24 protein-coding genes and 1 riboswitch are annotated in these 21,529 nt (G+C 45.8%); of the genes, 2 read left to right on the top strand and 22 right to left on the bottom strand.

From position 1 onward, the window contains the following. Positions 1–21: 21 nt before the first annotated feature. The 9 genes from ispE to MHH93_RS27535 form a co-directional block, all read right to left on the bottom strand. Positions 22–876, bottom strand: coding sequence for a 4-(cytidine 5'-diphospho)-2-C-methyl-D-erythritol kinase (ispE, locus tag MHH93_RS27495; protein ID WP_500056638.1), 855 nt, complete (start codon positions 874–876; stop codon positions 22–24). Positions 877–1,025: 149 nt separating this feature from the next. Then, a complete protein-coding gene (locus MHH93_RS27500) occupies positions 1,026–1,202 on the bottom strand; it encodes a small, acid-soluble spore protein, alpha/beta type (protein WP_017691375.1) in 177 nt (58 codons plus the stop codon). A 252-nt stretch (positions 1,203–1,454) separates the two neighbouring features. Then, a complete protein-coding gene (gene veg / locus MHH93_RS27505; RefSeq protein WP_053778931.1) occupies positions 1,455–1,730 on the bottom strand; it encodes a biofilm formation stimulator Veg in 276 nt (91 codons plus the stop codon). A 153-nt stretch (positions 1,731–1,883) separates the two neighbouring features. Then, positions 1,884–2,780, bottom strand: a complete 897-nt coding sequence (gene yabG / locus MHH93_RS27510) for a sporulation peptidase YabG (protein WP_500056640.1) — start codon at positions 2,778–2,780, stop codon at positions 1,884–1,886. A 58-nt stretch (positions 2,781–2,838) separates the two neighbouring features. Further along, entirely contained in the window at positions 2,839–3,741 is a 903-nt protein-coding gene (rsmA, locus tag MHH93_RS27515) for a 16S rRNA (adenine(1518)-N(6)/adenine(1519)-N(6))-dimethyltransferase RsmA (RefSeq protein ID WP_500056642.1), read from the bottom strand. A gap of 4 nt (positions 3,742–3,745) precedes the next feature. Further along, a complete protein-coding gene (gene rnmV, locus MHH93_RS27520; protein WP_017691379.1) occupies positions 3,746–4,291 on the bottom strand; it encodes a ribonuclease M5 in 546 nt (181 codons plus the stop codon). A 154-nt stretch (positions 4,292–4,445) separates the two neighbouring features. Then, positions 4,446–5,630, bottom strand: a complete 1,185-nt coding sequence (locus MHH93_RS27525; RefSeq protein ID WP_500056644.1) for a resuscitation-promoting factor — start codon at positions 5,628–5,630, stop codon at positions 4,446–4,448. Positions 5,631–5,903: 273 nt separating this feature from the next. Then, positions 5,904–6,157: riboswitch (cyclic di-AMP (ydaO/yuaA leader) on the bottom strand. Between the two features lie 241 nt (positions 6,158–6,398). Next, positions 6,399–7,169, bottom strand: coding sequence for a TatD family hydrolase (locus MHH93_RS27530; protein WP_340017281.1), 771 nt, complete (start codon positions 7,167–7,169; stop codon positions 6,399–6,401). Between the two features lie 332 nt (positions 7,170–7,501). Then, positions 7,502–8,779 carry an HD domain-containing protein gene (locus MHH93_RS27535; protein ID WP_500056645.1) on the bottom strand — a complete coding sequence of 426 codons (1,278 nt, stop codon included), beginning with the start codon at positions 8,777–8,779 and terminating at the stop codon, positions 7,502–7,504. Positions 8,780–9,086: 307 nt separating this feature from the next. On the opposite strand from MHH93_RS27535, the gene MHH93_RS27540 reads away from it, so the two are divergent. Further along, positions 9,087–9,341, top strand: a complete 255-nt coding sequence (locus tag MHH93_RS27540; protein ID WP_024633700.1) for an AbrB/MazE/SpoVT family DNA-binding domain-containing protein — start codon at positions 9,087–9,089, stop codon at positions 9,339–9,341. Between the two features lie 186 nt (positions 9,342–9,527). Here the strand turns inward: MHH93_RS27540 and rsmI are convergent, their stop codons facing one another. The 12 genes from rsmI to MHH93_RS27600 all read right to left on the bottom strand — a co-directional run bounded on the left by rsmI (position 9,528) and on the right by MHH93_RS27600 (position 19,403). After that, positions 9,528–10,412 (bottom strand): 16S rRNA (cytidine(1402)-2'-O)-methyltransferase, encoded by an 885-nt coding sequence (gene rsmI / locus MHH93_RS27545; RefSeq protein WP_500056646.1) that lies wholly within the window; start codon positions 10,410–10,412, stop codon positions 9,528–9,530. Further along, positions 10,413–11,192, bottom strand: coding sequence for a tRNA1(Val) (adenine(37)-N6)-methyltransferase (locus MHH93_RS27550; RefSeq protein ID WP_500056647.1), 780 nt, complete (start codon positions 11,190–11,192; stop codon positions 10,413–10,415). Between the two features lie 95 nt (positions 11,193–11,287). Beyond that, on the bottom strand, positions 11,288–11,656 hold the full coding sequence (yabA, locus tag MHH93_RS27555; RefSeq protein WP_017691386.1) for a DNA replication initiation control protein YabA: 369 nt from the start codon (positions 11,654–11,656) through the stop codon (positions 11,288–11,290). A 28-nt stretch (positions 11,657–11,684) separates the two neighbouring features. Next, positions 11,685–12,485 carry a PSP1 domain-containing protein gene (locus MHH93_RS27560; protein ID WP_053778939.1) on the bottom strand — a complete coding sequence of 267 codons (801 nt, stop codon included), beginning with the start codon at positions 12,483–12,485 and terminating at the stop codon, positions 11,685–11,687. A 117-nt stretch (positions 12,486–12,602) separates the two neighbouring features. After that, positions 12,603–13,574 carry a DNA polymerase III subunit delta' gene (gene holB, locus MHH93_RS27565; RefSeq protein WP_500056649.1) on the bottom strand — a complete coding sequence of 324 codons (972 nt, stop codon included), beginning with the start codon at positions 13,572–13,574 and terminating at the stop codon, positions 12,603–12,605. A gap of 9 nt (positions 13,575–13,583) precedes the next feature. Further along, positions 13,584–14,027, bottom strand: a complete 444-nt coding sequence (locus tag MHH93_RS27570) for a YaaR family protein (RefSeq protein ID WP_017691389.1) — start codon at positions 14,025–14,027, stop codon at positions 13,584–13,586. 346 nt (positions 14,028–14,373) lie between these two features. After that, positions 14,374–14,703: a cyclic di-AMP receptor DarA gene (darA, locus tag MHH93_RS27575; protein WP_017691391.1), complete on the bottom strand. Its 330-nt coding sequence runs from the start codon at positions 14,701–14,703 to the stop codon at positions 14,374–14,376. Between the two features lie 61 nt (positions 14,704–14,764). After that, positions 14,765–15,412, bottom strand: a complete 648-nt coding sequence (gene tmk / locus MHH93_RS27580; protein ID WP_500056651.1) for a dTMP kinase — start codon at positions 15,410–15,412, stop codon at positions 14,765–14,767. A 218-nt stretch (positions 15,413–15,630) separates the two neighbouring features. Then, positions 15,631–16,323, bottom strand: coding sequence for an LrgB family protein (locus MHH93_RS27585; protein ID WP_083657392.1), 693 nt, complete (start codon positions 16,321–16,323; stop codon positions 15,631–15,633). Further along, positions 16,293–16,721 (bottom strand): CidA/LrgA family protein, encoded by a 429-nt coding sequence (locus tag MHH93_RS27590; protein ID WP_500056653.1) that lies wholly within the window; start codon positions 16,719–16,721, stop codon positions 16,293–16,295. The genes MHH93_RS27585 and MHH93_RS27590 overlap by 31 nt, the downstream gene beginning before the upstream one ends. Positions 16,722–17,136: 415 nt before the next feature. Next, positions 17,137–18,963 (bottom strand): aminotransferase class I/II-fold pyridoxal phosphate-dependent enzyme, encoded by a 1,827-nt coding sequence (locus MHH93_RS27595; protein ID WP_500056654.1) that lies wholly within the window; start codon positions 18,961–18,963, stop codon positions 17,137–17,139. 254 nt (positions 18,964–19,217) lie between these two features. Continuing rightward, the gene (locus tag MHH93_RS27600; RefSeq protein ID WP_017691396.1) at positions 19,218–19,403 is read right to left on the bottom strand and encodes a sigma factor G inhibitor Gin; all 186 of its coding nucleotides are present in this window, start codon (positions 19,401–19,403) and stop codon (positions 19,218–19,220) included. A gap of 495 nt (positions 19,404–19,898) precedes the next feature. On the opposite strand from MHH93_RS27600, the gene MHH93_RS27605 reads away from it, so the two are divergent. Further along, positions 19,899–20,423, top strand: coding sequence for a hypothetical protein (locus tag MHH93_RS27605; protein ID WP_500056656.1), 525 nt, complete (start codon positions 19,899–19,901; stop codon positions 20,421–20,423). A gap of 471 nt (positions 20,424–20,894) precedes the next feature. On the opposite strand, the gene MHH93_RS27610 is transcribed toward MHH93_RS27605, so the two are convergent. Beyond that, the gene (locus MHH93_RS27610) at positions 20,895–21,335 is read right to left on the bottom strand and encodes a hypothetical protein (RefSeq protein ID WP_253428854.1); all 441 of its coding nucleotides are present in this window, start codon (positions 21,333–21,335) and stop codon (positions 20,895–20,897) included. Between the last annotated feature and the right edge of the window lie 194 nt (positions 21,336–21,529).

Raw genomic sequence — 21,529 nt, forward strand, 5'->3', positions numbered from 1 at the left:
TGTACATTATAAAAGCGAATTTTACGTCAACATACGTACAGCGTACACTTCTTTACAGAAACCACGCAGACCATTGTATATCCGGGCAACCTTGGATTCCTTGGAGACCAGTCCAAACACCGTTGGACCGCTACCAGACATCAACACGCCGTCTGCACCCAACCGAATCATGGCATCTTTCAAATTCTGAACCTCCGGATATAGCTTCAACGTTACATCTTCAAGCACATTGCCCATCTGGTTACAGACATCCGTAAATGATTGGTTGCGAATCGCCTGCTCCATTTTAGCCGCACTTGGATGACGAACAATCTTATCACTGCGGAAACGTCCGTACACATCGGCTGTAGACACATTGATTGGAGGCTTGGCCAGAATTACCCAGCATTGCGGCGGATTAGGCATAGGGGTCAACTTCTCACCACGACCTGTAGCGAGTGCAGTCCCTCCTGTGATACAAAATGGAACGTCCGAACCGAGTTCAGCTCCAAGCTCCTGCAGTTCGTGATCCGGTATATTGAGCCGCCACAGACGATTCAATCCACGCAGAGCTGCTGCTGCATCACTGCTTCCACCGGCAAGTCCGGCTGCAACTGGAATCTTTTTATCCAGATGAATATGGACGCCCGTACGCACGTTATAGCGCTCCTTAATGAGTCTGGCTGCCTGGAAAGCCAGGTTCTTCTCGTCCAACGGGATATAACCCGCCTGACTGGAGATGAAAATGGTATCGCGCGGCAGCTCCGACATTTCCAGCCGATCAGCCAGATCGACCATAGTCATGATCATTTCAACTTCATGGAATCCATCGCTTCTTTTATGTAAAACGTCCAGCATCAAATTAATTTTAGCAGGCGCTTTTTCGTAAATTTTCAAGGCGTTCACCCGTCCTCACCTTTTCCCTAAGACAACTTAACATATTATATCAAAATGGGGCTGTCAAGTCATTTCTATTCCGCATCTATGGGGAAAAAGCGGGGTTATTCCTGACGGATTTCCCCGCTTCTCAATCTGATGGAACCGGATTAGGATTTGCGCGCAGCCTGCTCAGCAAGTTGAATTGCACGTTTTACCATGTTTCCTGCATCCTTGGCTTTGATTCCGCCCCAACCTTCCTGTTGGACCGTATCATAGAAACCCAGGTCTTTCGCGAGCTCATTCTTCAGATCCTCTGACATGACACTTCTTCTTCTGCGACTCATGAACCATCCTCCTCTTCGTATCCTTCGTGATGTAATGAGTCCGTTCACGTTTTAGACAACTTGTCCCAGTTGAAGTTCAGTTTTCTGCCCAAAGGTTAAGAAACTGTCCCTTCACCTGTCCGATTAGTATGCCGCGACCCTTCCTCACTCATTCCTGACTATGTATGGTTAACCCCAAAAGGCGATTTGGTGATTTTTTGTAAAACAAAAAAGCGACCCGCCTTGTGGGGCGAATCGCCTGTAAAACGATACTTACGTCTCCATGTAGGAGCTATGCGTCTGGCTGCCCGGGTCAAAGACCATGACTTCCACAGACTCCGTAAGTATATCCGCATAACTATAAGATACTCGCTTGAAAGTTTCTTGTTCCTCATCAAGCTTAACAATAAAAACAGAAGGGTACGTTTCTTCCAATACACCCGTACGTTCAATGGTCTTACGGCGGCCACCATTAGCCCGCAACATAATTTTCTGACCAATATGTGCATCGAGATTGCGTTTGATATCCAACAGCGTGTTTTTAGCCATTGTCGACGACCACCTCTTTTCTTGTCCATTATACCGGATTTTACAGTCATTGTCAAATCAAAACTAATTATTATATCAGCATCAAAAAGTTGTTGTCAATGAATTTTTTTGCAAACAAAAAAAGCCCCAAATTGGGACTTTAAATGGCCTACATCAGACTGCTGACGGGTTCACTTTTAGAGTGGATAAATCATTCAGCCCCGGCAGACCTACCCGGTAACTCCCCCGTGTCTCTACACCACCCACACCTTGGCTACCACTGATGGTATTGTGCAGAACATCACTCATGTTGACCGTATCCCGCACAGATGTGAAGGAGGCCTTAGCTGCCACATAGACCGGATCAAGTGCATGAATGAGAATCCTGCCTGGAGAACTGGCAAAGTTCGCTCCAGCGCGCAGCAGTGCCTCAAAATGGGACTGACAGGCGCCTGCCACAATAGTGAGTGCGTCCAGATGGCGTTCATATTGTCTGGCCACCTGAATGGCAGCCACGAAATTTTGCGAGTTCTTATAGCTACCAAGACTATATAAGTCATAGGGCTGACGTGTCTTTAGCACTCCGTCATGACCCGTAATGACCACGATATCCGGACGTACTTTGGGTAATAAACGGTATAGGGTATCTGCCATTGCCGATTCGTGGACATATTGTCCCTCTGCTGGCACACGAAGTTGCTCATAGAGATCCATACTTTTTTTCAAATAGTTCGGATCTCCATCCAGATGAAGCACCTTTCCAGGCATCTCAAAATAAGCCGGTTCCTGCTGAGCAGACCAATCCTGTGCCAGACCTTCACGATTCCGCTCAGCCTGTTCCATACGATTCTGCTGCAGACGGGACAGGGTCTGATGAGCTTTAATATGCGCCTGTCTTGTCTTGGCGCTTTGTGGTTCGTAGGGAACCTGTATCAAATCGTCCACCGGGGAATCGGCAATCAGCCGGAACTCAGTCCCTTTAATGACCGCAGCATCCAACTGGAGGCCTTCCACCCGAAAAGTCACATCGCCGCCGTATGACTTCCGAACGACCAAGTCTCCGATATTCATCAACGTAATCACCTCTACCCCATCGTATGGGCAGAGACCCGGTTTGGTTCATTAAATTTTACAGCGCTGCACGTACCCCTGCTTCCCACATGACGGTGCTGAGTGTAGCATACTCTTGCAGACTTAACGTCTCTCCACGTCGGGATGGTTGGATACCTGCCTGCTCCAGCAGAATGTCTGCCTTTTCCCGGTTCTCTTTCGTGAAGAAGCGTGCCTTCAGGTTATTCGAGATTGTTTTTCTCCGCTGGGCAAAGGAAGCCTGTACCACTTCGAAGTAGTGTGCTTCATCCGGGATCTCCACTGGTGGTTGTTCACGCACTTTCAGCTTAATGACAGCCGACTCCACATTAGGTTGGGGAATGAAGACCGTAGGAGGCACAATACACACAAGCTCCGGCATACTGTAGTACTGAACTGCGATGCTCAGACTGCCGTAGTCTTTTGATCCCGGTGCAGCAGCCATTCGTTCAGCCACTTCTTTTTGGATCATGACCACAATGCTGTCCACCGGCAACTTCTCTTCCAGCAGTTTCATCATAATTGGAGTCGTTACATAATAGGGCAGATTAGCCACGACACTGACTTTATCCACGGATGCAAAATCCGATTGGAACAGTTCAGCCAGATCAAGCTTCAGCACATCGCCATGATGCACCCGTACATTGGAATAAGGCTGCATCACTTCTCCGAGGATGGGGATCAAGCGCTGATCAATCTCTACGGCTGTGACAGGACCAGCTACCCGAGCGAGTCTTTCGGTAAGTGCCCCAATGCCCGGCCCGATCTCTAACGCACCCTTGGACTCGTCCAAGTCGGCTGCATTCACGATTTTGTTCAGTATATTTTGATCGATAAGAAAGTTCTGACCTAAGCTTTTCTTGAATGAAAATCCGTGTCTTTGAATAATCTCTTTGGTTCGCTTGGGCGTTGCAATTTCTATCGTCTCTTCCATGTCCTTCATATGCTCACAATCCTTCACGTTCAATTTGCGCTAATGCTGTAGAGAACTCTTCCCGTGTAATCTGAAATACACTGAGACGTTTGTGGAACTGCTTACCGTTACAATATCCGATGCCCAGCAGATTGCCCATCTCCATGCGACGTGCCGCAGCTTGCGGATGCACGATAAGTCCTGCCGCGATTAGATCTTCCCAATCGATCAGGCTCGGAGCACCTTCGTATGAAGTATGTACGCGTGCCAGAGCATGACGAATTGCCTCCGGTGAGGCGTTCTCCACCCCAATGTCCCCTTTGCGCGTCGCATCGGCCTCCGGGATGAAGGCATGCTTGCAGCCAGGCACCTTATTTGCAATGATTTTACGAATGCGTTCGCCGGCATGATCCGGATCTGTCAGTACGATGACTCCCCGTCTCTCCTGAGCAAGCGCTATCCGCTTCAGAATACGTTGGTTGATGGCTGATCCACCTGTCTCTATTGTATCGGCTTCCACGGCCCGACGGATGGCTACCGTATCATCACGGCCTTCCACCACAATGACTTCTTTTATCATGTTCCATTTCTTCCTTTCTAACGCAAAAAGAAGAGGAATATCCTCTTCTCTGCCAAACGGCGGGGAGACTGAATTCAGACTCCTCCGCCGCATATTCCGCATGAATCATTCATGCAACTATTTTATAGCATTCCCATTTCAAAGTAAAACGATTTTAGTTCGCTTCCGGCTTCACCGGACCAATCACGTAGACCGTCTTGCCTTTCTTGCGTCCAAAATTCAGGGCATGCTTCACACTGTCATAATATACGTCAATTTTGTTGCCTTTAATGGCACCGCCTGTATCTTCCGCACGTCGGAAGCCCAGACCTTCGATATATACCCACCAGCCAATTGGAATGACTTTGGGATCAACCGCGATGGTGCGCCCTTCCGTTACACGAGTACCGGAAGCTGTTTTAGTGCCAATGCCAGGCTCTTCGGAAGAGTAGGCAGTCATGGATACATTTTTAAGTACTTTGGAGTATTTAAAAGAAGTCCCGGATACGGTAATCACTTTGCTGCCCGAGGCAGATGTTTTCTTCGAGTTCGTTGTTGTAGCCTTTTTGGTTGTTGAAGTTTGTGCCGATACGGTCTGAATCTCAGGTTCTTTCACGACCGGTTTTGCTTTGGTGCCGACAGCAATCACTTTATCTACACGATTATTCGCGACAGATTTGCCGACCATTTTTTTGGAGACCAATTCTCCATCCTGAAATACCTTTTCGATGTGCTGTACAAGTGTGCCTTCTTTGCCGTTCACAACGACACGGTTATCCCCTTTGTACAAGCTAGGGTCAGCCGTTTTAATTACTTTGTAAGCGATCGGTTGCTCTACATTTACTGTACGCTTTGTTACGCGCACTACACGGATCTTCATATCCGCTTTGATCGCAGTTCCAAGCGCCGGATACACTTTATCATTACTCTCAACTTGAATACCTGATTTTTGAATTGCATCTTCTACCGATGAATCCGTTGTATACAGAGTCTTGGTGTCTCCGTCTGCCGTAATCTTAACTGGAACGGCCCGCTCAATAACGATTCGGTCTCCATCTGTAATCGCCCCGTTCATGGACATGGATACCTTGTCGTGAGGGCTGACTGTGATCGACTGCTCCTCCAGCATTTCCTGAAGCATTCCTGTACGAGTCTCTACCACCTGAGCTTTGCCATCAATAACCAGTGAAATTTGTTTCCCGGCCTGACCGTAAACGACTAACAAGATCATGATTGTAAGCGCAATTGAGAAAATCGCGATCAATGCCATCTGACGCATGTTCTCATGCTTCCACCGCAACGCGAAAGACTTACTGGATGATCGTGACTCATGGGTCTCTTCTGGTTGGAATGTGCCCACTTCTCCGTCCTCCTTCATAGCCTCGCCGTCTAAAGTAACGCATGATGTCTTTGACGTGACTATACCAAATTTTCTACAGAACACAGATCGGACCAACATAATCCGGTTCTGCACCATGAATCAATCTTCGCAACATGATGTCATCCTCCTGAATACCTACCGTATGATGACAACATTTCTTTTATTCAAAAACAAAAAAGCCAAAGAAAGAGTGTAAGAGGAACTCTTTCGTGGCTTCCGAATGATTTTGAATATCGGAAATTCATGCACGAGGTTGCCTCTCTTTTTCCGCTTGCGAGGTTAGCTGTCGGGTTCGGGCGAAAGAGAGCCGCCCTATCTTGGGTCACCCGCTCATGGCGGACGCCCTTGAATTCACCCCGAGACCCAAAGAAGAAATCAAATATGGCTTCGCAGTTCCCTTCGCTGCTTTTGGGTCAACGAACGTTGCGCATCGGCCAAATACACCGATGTTTAAGCCCTATTGGTTCCCCCGCTCTCCGTTAACGGAGACTCAGCGAGACTGATTCATGAAAGTAATGTTGTTTCATCGGAAAGTGTCCCTTTGTTCATCCCCCGAACATCTGTCCAATTTTCCGCACAACAATTCACTGAAAAGATGATATCCTGTTTTGATGCATGTTGTAAAGCGTTGATCAAGTACGTTTTTCTGAATATTTGGTTAAAATATTGTAATATTCTTGATTTATTTGGATCAAAGGGCAAATTAACTCCGCTTACCTGCCTTTTTCACCTCATTTACTCGTTTTTTTAACGAATTCCAAATCGTTCCATGGCATTTTTGGTGGTTATTGCAGCAATTTCCTCCACCGAAATGCCTTTAATTTCCGCAGCTGCCTCTGCAACCAGACGTACATGCGCTGTCTCATTTCGTTTCCCACGATAAGGGTGAGGTGTCAAATATGGAGCATCGGTTTCAATGAAAAATCGGTCCATCGGTACCTTCGCAAGCACCTCTTTGGGTTGCTTTGCATTCTTGAATGTGATCGGTCCTCCGAAGGAGAGATGGAAGCCCATATCGAGACAACTTTTCGCTGTTTCCCAACTGCCCGAGAACGAGTGCATCACACCACCAACCTCACCCGCCTTCTCTTCACGCAAAATTCTTATGATATCCTCATGTGCATCCCGATTATGGATGACAATCGGCATATTCACTTCACGGGCCAAAGCAATTTGTTGTCGTAATACGCGATGTTGTACTTCCTTCGGAGAAGTGTCCCAATGATAATCCAATCCAATCTCACCGATGGCTACCACTTTTTCATGCTTGCATAAAGATGCAATCCACTCCAGATCACCCTCCTGCATCGTAATCGCATCGACAGGATGCCACCCTACAGCTGCATAGATAAAGTCATATGTTTCAGCGAGTTTCATTGTCGTTGGAATCGTCTCCCGGTTAAAACCAATGTTGATCATGCGACCAACTCCTGCATCCACGGCACGCTGAATCATGTCCTCGCGGTCCTCGTCGAATTGTGGTGCATCCAGATGTGTATGTGTGTCGAACAGCATCATGTTTGTATCTCCCTTCATGTCGAAATGACGACTATCTTCTCTTGAAAATTCAATTAATACCATTCAATAATTTATTGGCTCATACATAAAACATTTTGGGTAATCTGTGTATTACATCATTCCGTTTGTTTCTTTACAACTACAATATATAGAAGATATACGAATATTCTCATCTATATATTGCTGATTGTGCCCGCTCTGCCTGCTTTCATTTACAAAATTATGTCGATCTACATATACGCCCCATTAAAGCAGATTACTGTATCATAAAAAATAGCTCTTTTAGAAAGTCTTTTGATCTCGAAATTCTTCATTGGATTATTCCCACATGATTACAAGAAATAGGGGCGTATATGTGACGGTAATTTATGAATAATCGCATCCACCTTGTTTTGCGGGTAATACAAATGATGTTTACCTCGATGAAGACCACTGATGGAACGGACAATGTCAGATACTTCTGATAACTCACGTAAATTGTCCTGTCGATCCAGAAGAAGAATCTGCTTATCCGTGGATTCATCCGGACGAAACACATCATACGGATTATCTGAAGGAAAATCAATTTCAAGATCATATTCGGGATCAAGGCCTGCCTGTACAAAAGCTTCCCGAATCTCTTCCATCATTGTCAAGTCGACCTGTTCGAGCTCTACATACTTATATAACTTGCGATCCATAAAACGTTCGCATAACTCACTCAGAACAGTATCGTCCTCCTTGCGCCACTGCGTAAATGCCGTCTGAATTAATGCTTCATCCAACTGCAAATATTCATCTACGGATAATTCTCCTGCAAATAATTGAGGGAGTGGATCAATCATGAAGCGAAATTGAAAACCATGCTGTATGAGTGTTTTTGCTCGCTTGAATATTTGCCGCAATATAATTTCAGAACTACGAGTTACCGGATGGAAGTAAATCTGCCAATACATCTGATATCGAGACATAAGGTAGTCCTCCACAGCATGCATGCCTGACTCCTTGACTACAATCCGTCCATGATAGGGACGCAGCATCCGAAGGATACGATCAAGGTCAATCGTGCCGTAATTGACACCTGTAAAATAAGCATCCCTGAGCAAATAGTCCATCCGGTCTGCATCAAGCGGGCTAGTAACCAAATTCACCACAATCGGTTTTTCGTATGTTTTTTGAATGACAGACGCGACTTTCTCAGGAAAATCAGGAGCATACCGTCTTAAGATCGCCCCTACTTCGGTATCACCTGTAATAATGCGACAAGTCCAATCCTCGTGATTCATGTCAAAAGCTTCCTCGATGGAGTGAGAGAATGGCCCATGCCCGAGATCATGAAGTAGAGCTGCACACAGAGCTACAATCTTTTCTTCCTTCGGCCAATCCGAATAATGACTTCTTTCAAATTGAGAGATGATCTTGCGTGTAATCTCATAAACACCTAGTGAATGTGAAAACCGACTGTGCTCTGCTCCGTGAAAAGTAAGGTAAGAAGTACCCAGTTGACGAATCCGGCGTAAACGCTGAAATTCCGGGGTGTTAATTAACTGCCATATAACCGGATCTTGCACGTGGATATAATTATGTACCGGATCTTTGAATACTTTCTCTTCCGTTAAACGTTGTTCCATGTCGACTCACTCCTTTAATTTTCTTTTATATTAACGCTTTGAGCCCTATGATTCGACACGTTATGACGAACTTTGTCGAATGACGTAGTTTTGTCGTTTTCCAAATCGACAAAGTTGGCATGGATGTTTAAATGTGAAAAATAGCTGCCAATCCCTTACCACCAGTAACCTTGTGAAAAATAGCCTTAATTTTAAGCTAATTTTAAGGTTGACTGTTTTGGGAATCGTTGGTATGATGAGTATCATAAAACATAAAATAATGTCGAATAATGACAATGATAGTTAGCTGAGAGGAGCACTGATTATAATGATGAAATCAACAGGTATTGTAAGAAAAGTGGACGAACTGGGACGGGTAGTTATTCCAATCGAATTGCGCCGTACGCTCGGTATTGGTGAAAAAGATGCTCTGGAAATCTATGTTGACGGCGAGCGCATCATGTTGAAAAAATATGAGCCTGCTTGTATCTTCTGTGGTAATGCAGAGAACGTTACTTACTTCAAAGGTAAAATTGTTTGTAACGAATGTATTTCCGAAATCCCTGCACCTGTGACAAAATAAGAAGAACCAGGTATACTGGACTTATCTAAATTGTTATTTCTAACCTTTTTAATATTCCTTAATGGCCTTCCCGGTGTGAACCCCACCGCGGAAGGTATTTTTTTGCCCTGTTATGGGTTCCTTAATGTTGTATAAGGTTCTTTTCAGGTTATGTTCCCCATGACAGAAGATCGTTGCTTAGATTGGCTACTCAATTAACGCATTATATACATCCCGCTTCGTCAGACCACGATCGGTTGCCGTTTTTTTCATCGCATCTTTGCGGTTATGTCCTTCACCCTCATAATGACTGACATGATCGGCGAGCGACATCAGCTGCCACCATGCTTCGCGCTCAGCTTTACGCTCCTCTTCCTTAATACCTTCTACCAGCAAACAGTACTCGCCAAGAGGTGGATGCTCTTCAAGCCAGTCTATACATTCCTTCACAGTGCCCCTTGCGAATTCCTCATGACGCTTTGTTAGTTCACGAGCCAGGACAATCGAGCGATCACCCAGAATTTCTTCGAGGTGGACTAATGTTTTTCGAATACGGTGAGGTGATTCATAAAATAACAAAGTCCCGTTGGATTCGTCAAAAGCCTCCAGCACTTTTCGCATGTCCTTTTTCTCCCGCGGCAAAAAACCGCCGAATGTGAAACGCTCCGTCGGTAATCCGGACACGATCAGAGCAGACAATGCAGCATTGGGTCCAGGGATGGGAATGACCGTTATTCCGGCCTCCAGTGCAAGCTGTACAAGGTCAGAACCAGGGTCCGAAATGGCCGGCAGACCGGCATCACTGACGAGTGCCAAATTTTTTCCTTCTATTATATAGCGTATCAGTTCAGGTCCACTCGCCCCCTTATTATGCTCATGATAACTGAACAGCATTGAAGGTGTAATTTCAAAATGGGTAAGCAGCTTCCGGGTCTGGCGTGTGTCTTCAGCTGCAATGATGTCACAACTCTGCAATGTCTTGATGGCTCGGAAGGTCATATCCTCCAGATTACCAATGGGTGTTCCAACCAGATATAGCTTGCCTGATCCTTCAAGCTGCTCCACATAGCTTTTCTGAATATGCAAAGTCATCTATAGTCCTCCTTTCGTAGTACGCTCAGCATGTTGCTGGCCATAGTAAATATCCATAATTTCTTCACAGTATTTCCCCTCTTCATTGTAGACAATGAGTGGCGGAAGCATCCTTACTTCAGGTTTACCATCTTTCATGCCTTCAACTAATACCATGTTGGCTTCCAAATGAGCACGGGGATGTACCATCCGAATCCGTTTGGGCTCCAGCTTATATTCACGCATGAGCGAGATTATCTCGCCAAGACGCTGCGGACGATGAACCATCGATACTTTGCCGCCATTACGTACAAGGCGACTACAAGCCTGAATCACTTCTTCCAGGGTACATCCAATCTCATGACGTGCCATTGCCTGATGTGTGTTCATTTTGAGATCACTCCCATTCAGAGGCATATATGGAGGATTAACCGTTATTGCATCATATACAGCATGTCCTGTTTCTTTCACCAGTTCTCGCAAATCACCTTCACGAATCATAATCGAGTCGTCGAGTTCGTTTAATTGCACACTTCGACGCGCCATATCAGCCAAACGAGGCTGAATTTCGATTCCCTCCAGACTAGCCTGTGTACGCGTTGTAAGCAAAATGGGAACGACCCCATTACCTGTACACAAATCAAGTACACGACCCCGTTTAGGTACGGAAGCAAACCGGGCTAACAATACCGCATCCATCGAAAAACTGAACACTTCATCACTTTGAATGATTCTTAAATCATGAGAAAGCAGATCATCAATCCGCTCTGACTCCTGTAACGCGACTTCATTTGCTTTCATATGTTACGCTCATCCTCCGGTATTCTATATCTCATGTTTGTTGCTTTTAGGTTTGTAACCTTGAAAAAAAACCGTAGGGGATCCCTACGGTCACTTCATTTATTCAAAAAAGACAGGCAGAACAGACAATCGCCTTCCGTCCGCAAATGTCCATAATAGACGTTGCAGATATGGAAGCCTTCGTGATACAACCGGGCCAGATTATCATAGCCTTCACCCACAACATCTTCACCTGTAGCCGGACCTGCTGGTCTTGCTACGGGAGCGAGTGCTGAGGAGATCGGCAGATCTGCCGGAGCCTCACGTTTGAGCAGTTTGCGTAACTGCTCATTCTCGATGGTAAGCCGCTGATTATCCTCAAGCAGCTCCTTCACAATCATTTTTAACTCTCCTAAATCACCGTGCAACTGACCCAGTTGGGTTTCCATTTCATGAATGTGCGTAAACAGATTTTTCTTTTCCAAGTTTCCACCCCGAAGCAACCTTTATGGTTTACTTGATAACGACGTCATCCAGCGGAAGTTCTTTGACTTTACTGATGTCGAACAGTTGAACATGGACTGTGCGGCTACCGGCATTAATTCCGACAACTTTTCCTTCACCCAATGAGGTGACGACCAATTTGCCTACAGCTGGCAGTTCTTCTCTCACACTTTCATAGTTATCATGCTCAAATTTCAGACAGCACATGAGTCTTCCGCACAACCCTGAAATTTTCGTCGGATTCAGTGACAGGCTCTGATCTTTAGCCATCTTGATTGATACCGGCTCAAAGTCTCCCAGCCAGGAAGAACAACACAACACACGGCCGCAAGGTCCGATTCCGCCAAGCATCTTCGCTTCATCACGTACACCAATCTGTCTCAGCTCGATTCGTGTCCGGAATATGCTTGCCAGATCCTTGACCAGCTCCCGGAAATCGACTCTTCCTTCAGCTGTAAAATAAAATATGATTTTATTGCGATCAAACGTGAATTCCACATCGACCAGCTTCATTTTGAGGCCATGGTCTTTGATTTTATTTAAACAAGTACCGAATGCTTCCTTCGCTGCACGCTTGTTCTCATCAACCACACGGGCATCGGTCTCGCCCGCAACGCGGATGACTTTCTTCAGCGGCAACACCACATCGGACTCGCCCACTTCCTTCTTACCAACAACAACCTTACCGTACTCTACCCCCCGCGCTGTCTCCACGATAACGCAGTTTTCTTTCTCAATGGGAAGGTCCAGGGGATCGAAGTAATAAATTTTGCCCGCTTTTTTGAAACGGACACCCACTACACTATACAAAAAATTAACCCCCTTGTAAGCCAACCCCACTTCGTCTGAAGCCCCGTCTTCTTAGGGAACCGGTCGAAGTTATAACCGTTTGCATATGATTGGAACTAACTTATTCCTCTCCCAGTCTTATGCCAAACCGATCAAAAATTGCTCCAGACAAAGCTGGCCATTGACGTTGAAACGCAATTTTTTTCTGCATGCTGCGGCCAGATCCATATAGGAAACCCACTGTTCCGTGCTGCGGGTATGTGCCAACTGAGATAGCATGTCTAACTGATCTATAAAAACGATATGTTCATGCCTACCGTACTGAACATACAGCATGTCCCTAAACCATAGATGGAACAAACTAAGTAACATGTCCAGATGTTCAGAGAGTCCGGTTTTAAAAAGCTTCTGCTGTGCAGAGATCAATGATGTACTTCCTCTACCCAGGGACTCCTTCCCTAATTGTAACATTACGTTTCTAATTTCTGCAAACCAATTCTGCTGGAGAATTTCTCTACATGCTTCCAATCCTGACGCTAAATGGACCGCAGAGCGAGCCAGATTGGCAGGGTGCCCTTCCTCCATTAGTGATTGCAGCATCTCTTCTGGATTCAGTGCGCTGAACGGCACCAATTGGGAACGTGAACGAATCGTAGGCAACATGGCCTGTCCATTATCTGTAATCAGGATGCCAACTGCCGGTACCTGCGGTTCCTCCAAAAATTTCAACAAACTGTTTGCTGCCTGCACCGTCATTTTCTCGGCTTGTTCTATAATATATACCTTGGGATGGCCTGCCTCGGATCGGTATGAAAAAATACGCTGCAGATCCCGGATTTGATCTATTTTAATGTTGTTTCCATCTGGTGCAAGCATGGTTAGATCCGGATGGTTACCATGATCCACCTTACGACATTCAAGACACTGCCCGCACGCGTCATCTTCAAGTTCTGTACAGAAGATTGCTTTGGCAAAGGTAATTGCCGTCTTCCGTTGCCCGCTACCAGCAGGACCGCTAAACAAATATGCGTGGCTTATCGCCTGTCGTCTCAAACTGCTTTGTAACATTTGCTTGGCCGCTTGTTGACCCATAATCTGTTGAAAGGACATACTTCCTCCTCAGAAGCTTAAATTAATAAGCATCCCCCGAATTTCGCCTACTTGTTGCAATAGAGAGATTTTTCCTTCTTCTGTATCCAGCAATTCATCAGCCATGGATAACAGAGCGGAGTCAATTTCATCAATCAGCTTATAACGCTTGCCTCTGCCACGACGATCCCAACCCCTTGTCTCTTTCATGGATACACCGCGACGAACGGTCTCTTCCAGGAACCTTTTAACAAGTTGCTTATACGCCTTCAGTTCACGAATCGTCATGGAACGTGCCAGGCGATCGCCCTGAAGCTGGATTTCACTAAACCGGCGATTCAGTTCAGCTTGTGAGGCCCGTTCCCCCTGGTGGTTCATCATATCAGAGAAATTTTTGGATTGAACCGGTTTGGAACCTGAATCAGTAGAACTGATCCCGCTCTGAATCGGTCTGAATCCAGGATTGATTTTCATGGATACGCCCGCTTTCTATCATAGTTAGCCACAATCGCCCATCAGCACAGTGCGCGCTGCGCCTGTGCGTGAGGATGAGGCTTTTATATATGCTGATCACACTCTATATATAATGGTAGATACACATCACCATCAAGGACTTGTTGTTTGTAGTCAACCTCTTTCCGGATGAGCATTCCCCAGCTAGGAAATGCTCATCCGGAAAGAGTGTGCCAATTCTTCTGTTCCAGAAAGGCGGCTCCATAAGTGGCACGCACGAACTTCATTTAAATCTTCTTGCATCCATCGTTTCCAACATGCTATTGATCATGAAAGACCCTCATGGGTTCCATGCAAAAAGTGTAAATTAGAAATGTTCGAAGCGATCTACCGGGAGAACAAATACAGTAGCTCCACCTACTTGAACTTCAACAGGTAGCGGCAGGTAAGAGTCGGTTGTTCCACTCATCGGTGTGACCGGAGTCACGAGCTGTTCACGAACCTTACAGCTGCTGCGAATGACGTTCATTACGGACTCGACTTGACCATCATCGACACCGATCATAAACGTCGTGTTGCCTGCCTTCAAAAATCCACCCGTACTGGCCAACTTGGTTGCCCGAAAGTTTGCTTTGACCAATGCGCTGGATAATCGGTTGCTGTCTTTATCCTGTATAATCGCAACAATCAGTTTCATCCTGCATAACCTCCTTCAGAATAAGCACCTTTATTAAATGCCCTGTCTATATATTAGACAATTACTCGTCAAAATCCTTCAAAATCCCTGTCTCCAGCGACAAAATCATCGCTGCCAGGACATCCTCCTGCTTCATGGAAGCATCGATAACTCTGATTCGTTCCGGGAACTGCTCTTTTAATAGGAAGTAACCCTCTCGCACTTTACGGTGAAACTCCAGGTTTTCCAGATCCAGACGGTTCACTTCGCGGCCATCATGAGCGTCGATCCGTGCAAGCCCTACTTCAGGCTCAATATCCAGATATAAGGTCACATCCGGCATGAGATCACCGATCGCAAAGCGATTAATGGCCCATACATTCTCTATCCCGAGTCCACGGGCGTATCCTTGATAGACCAGACTGCTATCGACAAATCGGTCACAGATGACTGTTTTTCCAGCTCTCAGCGCAGGTTCTACCTTCTCCGCGAGATGCTGGCTGCGTGCAGCTGCATACAATAGCGCTTCGGTTCGAGCATCCATTGCCGTATGAAGAGGGTCCAGGATAATTGAACGTATTTTCTCCGCAATCTCAATTCCACCAGGCTCTCGCGTAACTACGTAAGGTATACCCCGTTCTTCAAAATAAGAACCTATTCTACCAATCATCGTTGTTTTACCGGAACCCTCTCCCCCTTCCAGCGTAATGAACTTACCTCTGCCCTGCATATGCTTCCCTGCTTTCTATGTCGATAATTGCATCTATTGCTGCTGTAATTGAATATGCTTAGACCCTCTTGCTACAGGATATGATATCCCCCGCCCAGAGGTGTATAGCTACAGCTATATCGGTACTTAATAATAAAACAAAAATAATACAAGCTTGTTTTCTTTCTATAATACTATAGGTCAGCAGTTACTCCAACATGAACAACAAAGTAAAGCGTTCAACCGTAGATAATCCATACCCATAATGGAAGCATAATCGATCCGGCAATGGCACTTACAATCATGGATACCGAACTGAGGGCTACTGCATTCTCTCCATATTCAAAAGACCTTGCCATACCGAGGGCATGAGATGCTGAACCCAATCCAATTCCATAGGCATGTTTACTGCGGACTTTGGCCCATTTCAAGAGCATCGGCCCCAGTAATATCCCTGAGAAACCTGCAATCATCACAAACAGCGATGTGAATGAGGCATTTCCTCCAACCTGATTAGCAAGTTGAATAGCAACAGGAGTGGTCACGGATTTTGGCAATAAAGCGATGACCATCTCTTGAGGATACCCAAGAAGAATGGCGATTAAAGCACCTGTGGACACACCTGTAATACTGCCTCCGATTGTTCCACCCACAATGGGAATGATATTTTGCTTCAGCACATGCAGATGTCTGGACAAGGGAAAAGCGAGAGATACAACTGCTGGACCCAAGAGCTCCTGTATCCATTTGCCACCCAGCATGTACGTATCCAGCTTTATACCGGAAATGACCAAAATCAGGATCAGTATGGCAGTCGTTGTGAGTACAGGCATAAGTATTGGCCATCTCAGCCTTTTATATAGACGAGTGGCTGGAATATATACAGCGATGGTTAGCGCGATCATTCCAATTCCGAGGATGAATGCTGACAAGTGATCGCCTCCTTTTTGCCTGAATGAGACGATCTCCATGTCATGAGCCACTCACTTAATTTGGCAGATATCAGACATGTGATTAATGTGCTAACGATCAAACCAAGAACCAGTAACAAAGTGTTGGCTCTAAAAAAATCAAAATGATTAATGATGCCCACAGTTGGCGGGATGAACAACAATTGCAAATGGGATTGAAGCCACGTTGACCCTTCTTCTCCCCAGCTCATTTTGACCCATCCCAGTTGAATGGCAATGAACAAAACCAGCATACCCACAATACTTCCTGTTAACGGCAGATGTAATAGAGTTTGAATGAAGTTGCCAATCCAATAAAAACCGTACATCAACAAAACTTGCAGGACTATTCCTGTATATTTTTTTAGCGGAATACCCAAAGTGTTCCCTTCTTTCTTATGTCTATCTGTATAAGCTGAACTAAAGCGTGTCTCCATAACTGCTGAAATTCGGAACGTAACTGAACGTGTCTGGATTAGAGCACGGAGCGGGAGTGCTAAGGACCCTGTGACGCCTTATTCAGCGCCTTGAAGCACCCGCAGCAATCTAAGGAATCTGAAACAGGCTATACTGGAATAACCAGCCGTTTACAGCATGTTTGTTAGGTGATTTTGATTAATAACGTGTCTCAGGTTCCTTACAAAAATAGAAGGAGGATGCATGCCTGAGTTTGAAGACACACCCTAGCAACCAGATTAATGACCAAGAGACCCTCACATGTGTAGGGTCCGGTATCGGTATTGGTCATATAGACTACCTATTGGTAAATGCATTCAAAGATTTCATATGTGCCTTTCAATCCTTCATGACCTTTAATACCTGTAGCGATACATCTGATACCCCGTGAAACTTCGCTCCTTCATCGCGTAGGAGTTGTATACGTGCCACCATCGATGGACTTATGCGTTCACCCGGATAGACAAGCGGAATCCCTGGAGGGTAAGGAATAACCATCTCGGCTGATCGACAGCCCACGCTTTCTTCTATCGGAACATTGATCGTATCCTTCTCCACAATTGGTTGCAGGGTGAAGGAGATCGGTTCCGAGTATGGTGTGTGTTCTTGTAAATTGTTCCACGTGGAAATATAATGCGCCGAACCTTTCGCAAGCTCATGTGATGGCTCTGCATTAGTGAAATCCTGCTCATGCCTGTCGGCAGAGCTAATATGGTGTAAAGCCTGCAATAGGTGCTGAGCATCTTGCATCGTTGAGCCCAAGCTGAAGAGCAAGACGACGTACCGTTCGTCGCTCATCTCAGGCACACAGCCGCATGCTTCCAGCTGCTGCTGTAGCCCATAACCGCTCAGCACCCCTGCGCCGTCATAGATGACGGCCTTGAATGGGTCCTGAGCGGTATACCCCGCGGCAGATGGCATCTCCGCCGCGGTCAGGCTCTCCCGTGTCTGCTGCGCAGCGGACACGGACAAGCCAGCCGGCTTCGCTGTTCCGGCTGGCGTTTCTGGCTGCAGCGGCTGTGCAGGCTGCAGCAACTGAAAGCGCGGCAGCTCCGTGAGGCCGCGCTTAAAGGCTTTCACGGCGGCGAGCCCCGCCGTGAATGTGTCCGCGCCCTGCACGTGCAGCAGCCGGCGCGCCAGATCGAGCGAAGCCATCACCGGGTATGATGGGCTTGAGCTTTGCACCATGGCCAGGCGCTGCCTTAACAGGGACCGGTTCAACCGGGGTCCCTGAATGTGCAGCATGGCACCCATGGTGAAGGCCGCCAGCATCTTATGCGTCGACTGCACAACACCGTCTGCTCCGCACGACAGTGCAGAGACAGGCAGCTCCGGATGCTGCCCATAATGCGCGCCATGCGCTTCATCCACGAGCAGTGGCATGCCAGCAGCGTGGCACACCTTGGCTATGGGCGTCAGATCAGCGCCCATGCCGTAATAATTGGGCAACGTGACAAGTACGCCCTTTGCCTCAGGATAGGACTGGACAGCAGCCTGAACCGTCTCCACCGACGGCATGACCGCAAGTCCAGACGCAGGATCGACCCACGGCTCCAGAAATACAGCTCTTGCGCCGGCAAGCATTAACCCGTGAATAACGGATTTGTGTACATTCCGTTGCACCAGCACAATACTATTCGGCTCATCACACACGGTAAGAAGTAAGGATAGATTACCAGCCGTACTTCCCCCCACAAGGAAGAAACTCTCCTCGGCTCCAAAACAATCTGCCGCAAGCTCCTGCGCTTCCTGGATCACACCTTCCGCATGATGCAAATCATCGGTGCCCGTAATCTCCGTAACATCCATCTCCATCATCTCCAGGAATGAACGATCCGGTATCAGCTCTATTTCCAAACGAACCCCTTCGTCACCAAAATGTTTCCCGCTCTCCAGATCAGCCCCATGTTCATCCACCGTACTGAAACGCTCTACTTTCTGGTTAACATTCTTTCCTACACCGCTCTGAATCTCTCCGTTTTGCTGGTATTCCTCATTAACGATATCCTTGACAGGGAATTGTCCTGCTTCTGCTTGTTCCAGCAAATGTCGGTATGCTTGTCCATTTTTATGCCCAGGCACATGAAAAGAACGCTGCTTCGAATTGCGATACGCAAGCAACGCTTCATATAAAGGGGCTCTACTTGATTTAGTGTTATGATCCATGAAATAACCATCCTGTACATATATAATGTGCGCTCGATGCGCCCCAAAATGCTTTCTAATCTAAAGAACGCCCTTCTTCCCCAACTCCACACGCGCTACTGCTAATTGTCTATATCATTATATCAGCATACGCCTTCCTTAAATGGCAGACAAGACTCTCTCTCGTAAAAACAGAAAAAGGCCCATTGGGCCTCTGTACACATCAGCATCTTTACAATGTGATGTTTCGCTTCTACTTCTATTAGCAATATGCATTATGCGTTTTTTTGTACCCAAATTTGCTTCATCTGATGAATAAAATAATTGTACTTGGCATCCTGCGCATCGGTATGAACCATTTCTGCTTCACAAGTGTCACATATGAATTCTGATACAATAAAAATGCCTTCTCTTTTTCTTTGCTCGCAGATAATACATGTGTGTTCGGCATGTTCTTCCATGAACCATCCCACCTTGTTTTACGTTTACTATCAGTATTGCACAGTTTCTATTATTTTATACATTTTCATAGTGCTTTCTTTCTATAAAATATATATATTCGCCCACCCCCTCTGGGGTGTCTGTACCGAAAAATACATTCATCTTCTGATCAGGAGCATTTATCTACTTATGTCTCCACTGTTATCCTGCTTCCATCGCATTTCCCTCAAAATCACGTATCCCTTAGACTGGCTCAAAACTTATATTCAAATTTCCTTAAAAAAACTTCGAATCTCAGCCGATATATAATACATGATAACGATATCAAAGCCTGACAGTCCATGCATTCAAGAGTATACTGAGATAAGCTCAGTCGAATCTCAATATCTTGTACATTCGTCATGGCGTGATATACAAGGTTCATATATACATACATAATCATTCCCTTTTACACGTATAAGAAAACGAATACCTATCCCACACAAACGTGAATTTGAAGGAGGATATATAAACGTATGATCGCCGAACCGGAGAATAAAGCAACATTTTATCAATACCGGCTCTTGAAAAAAAAGGCTATCGCCCGCAGTGTCATCTATAGTTATCTGTGTCTGCCGGTTATCATGCTCTTATTCAATCTACTTGCATTCTCCTGGACGGGCCTCTTCTATTTTGTACTGGCAGGCCCAATCACCATTTGGATTCATTATGTCATCGCTAGAACAATATTACTTCTGGTACGTACCTCTTACGCCAAACGGTGGCGCTGGAATCTGCGTATGCCTTGGTTGGGTTATATCCCTGATCAGCATTTCAGCTTCCGTATGTTTGTCCGGGTACACCTTAACATGAGCTGGATTGGACTATGTATCATTACAGTATGTTTGATATGGTCCCCATTGTCCTTCACCCTCTCGCTGATCTTCTGGCATTTGTGGTTACTGGGTCCTCGCTTATATGTTGTCATGGTACTCTCCCGCGAGCGCAAAGATGGACTTATCAAACTAAATGAACAAGATGTCTCATACTATCTACAATAATTCTTGCCCTTCATAAATTCAATCTTAAATGTATTTCCTTTACCTGTGATACATAATGGCCTGAGCCCCTCGGATATTTGTTAAAAAAAGATCTCGTATCGTCCAGCTGGCTCAGCCTCACATGATCAATAAAAGGTTATCCACAGTGGATAACCTTTTATTTTTGGTTCCCCCTCTTATTCCTTATCCACAGTATGGGTATAGTTAAATTAGTTATCCCCACGAAAGACTCCGTTCTTCTCCTCTTTTCATCTGCTGTTCCATATCTTTTAACTCCAGATATCTCGTTGATTTTACACCTTTGAACGATCTCTCTACTCTGCCTCTGCTCTATCTCCCTTTAGGTGCTCCCATCACGATTGAAGCCTACTTCGTAAAATAACAAAAAGCCCCCTACCAAGTACACGGGAGCTTTACTATATAAGGAACATCACAGCGTTAATTTTCATATCCAATCTTACAGGCAGCAGCTCAATCGTCTTCAGCCAATGATTTAACTGTCGTTTGAGTAGCATCATTTCTAGGAACCATTAGTGTAAAGGATCCATCATGTACTGCTAAATGCACAGTATGTCCTTCCTTTGCAAATACACGCAAGGTACTGGATTCATTGGATGTACCCTTGGCTTGCCTCTCTGTCCAACCCCAGCTTTTAATCTCGTCTAGATATACCTCAGGTAAGCTAGTGCTCTCACTAATACCAGACAGCGTATATCGAACATAGTCCATATCCGAATTGTTCTCAGACTGGTCAGATTTATTTGCTACTTTAGGCACCGGGAAACTCTTCTCGTTCACCGCACCTTCATATGAAGTCCATACAGAACCTGAAGCTTCACCGCATCCTGCCAGAACAACGGTCAAACAAAGCAACAGAATTGATTGTAGTCCAAGTCTCCGCCAACTTAACACACACACCCTCCTTTTCACAGCTGCACATTCCAGCTCTGTGGTCAGGTACTTTTAGCATATTTAACATAGTCCTATTATACTGGTTTTGCCGCTGTTATCCGTAACAAAAATGTTACCTTCAATTGAAGATCATGTTAGAGCTTCAGCTCATGAGCTCTAATCCGTACAAACAAATAAAAACCACCACCGAATAT

Source organism: Priestia sp. FSL H7-0729, assembly GCF_038005685.1.
Classification (GTDB): Bacteria; Bacillota; Bacilli; order Paenibacillales; family Paenibacillaceae; genus Paenibacillus.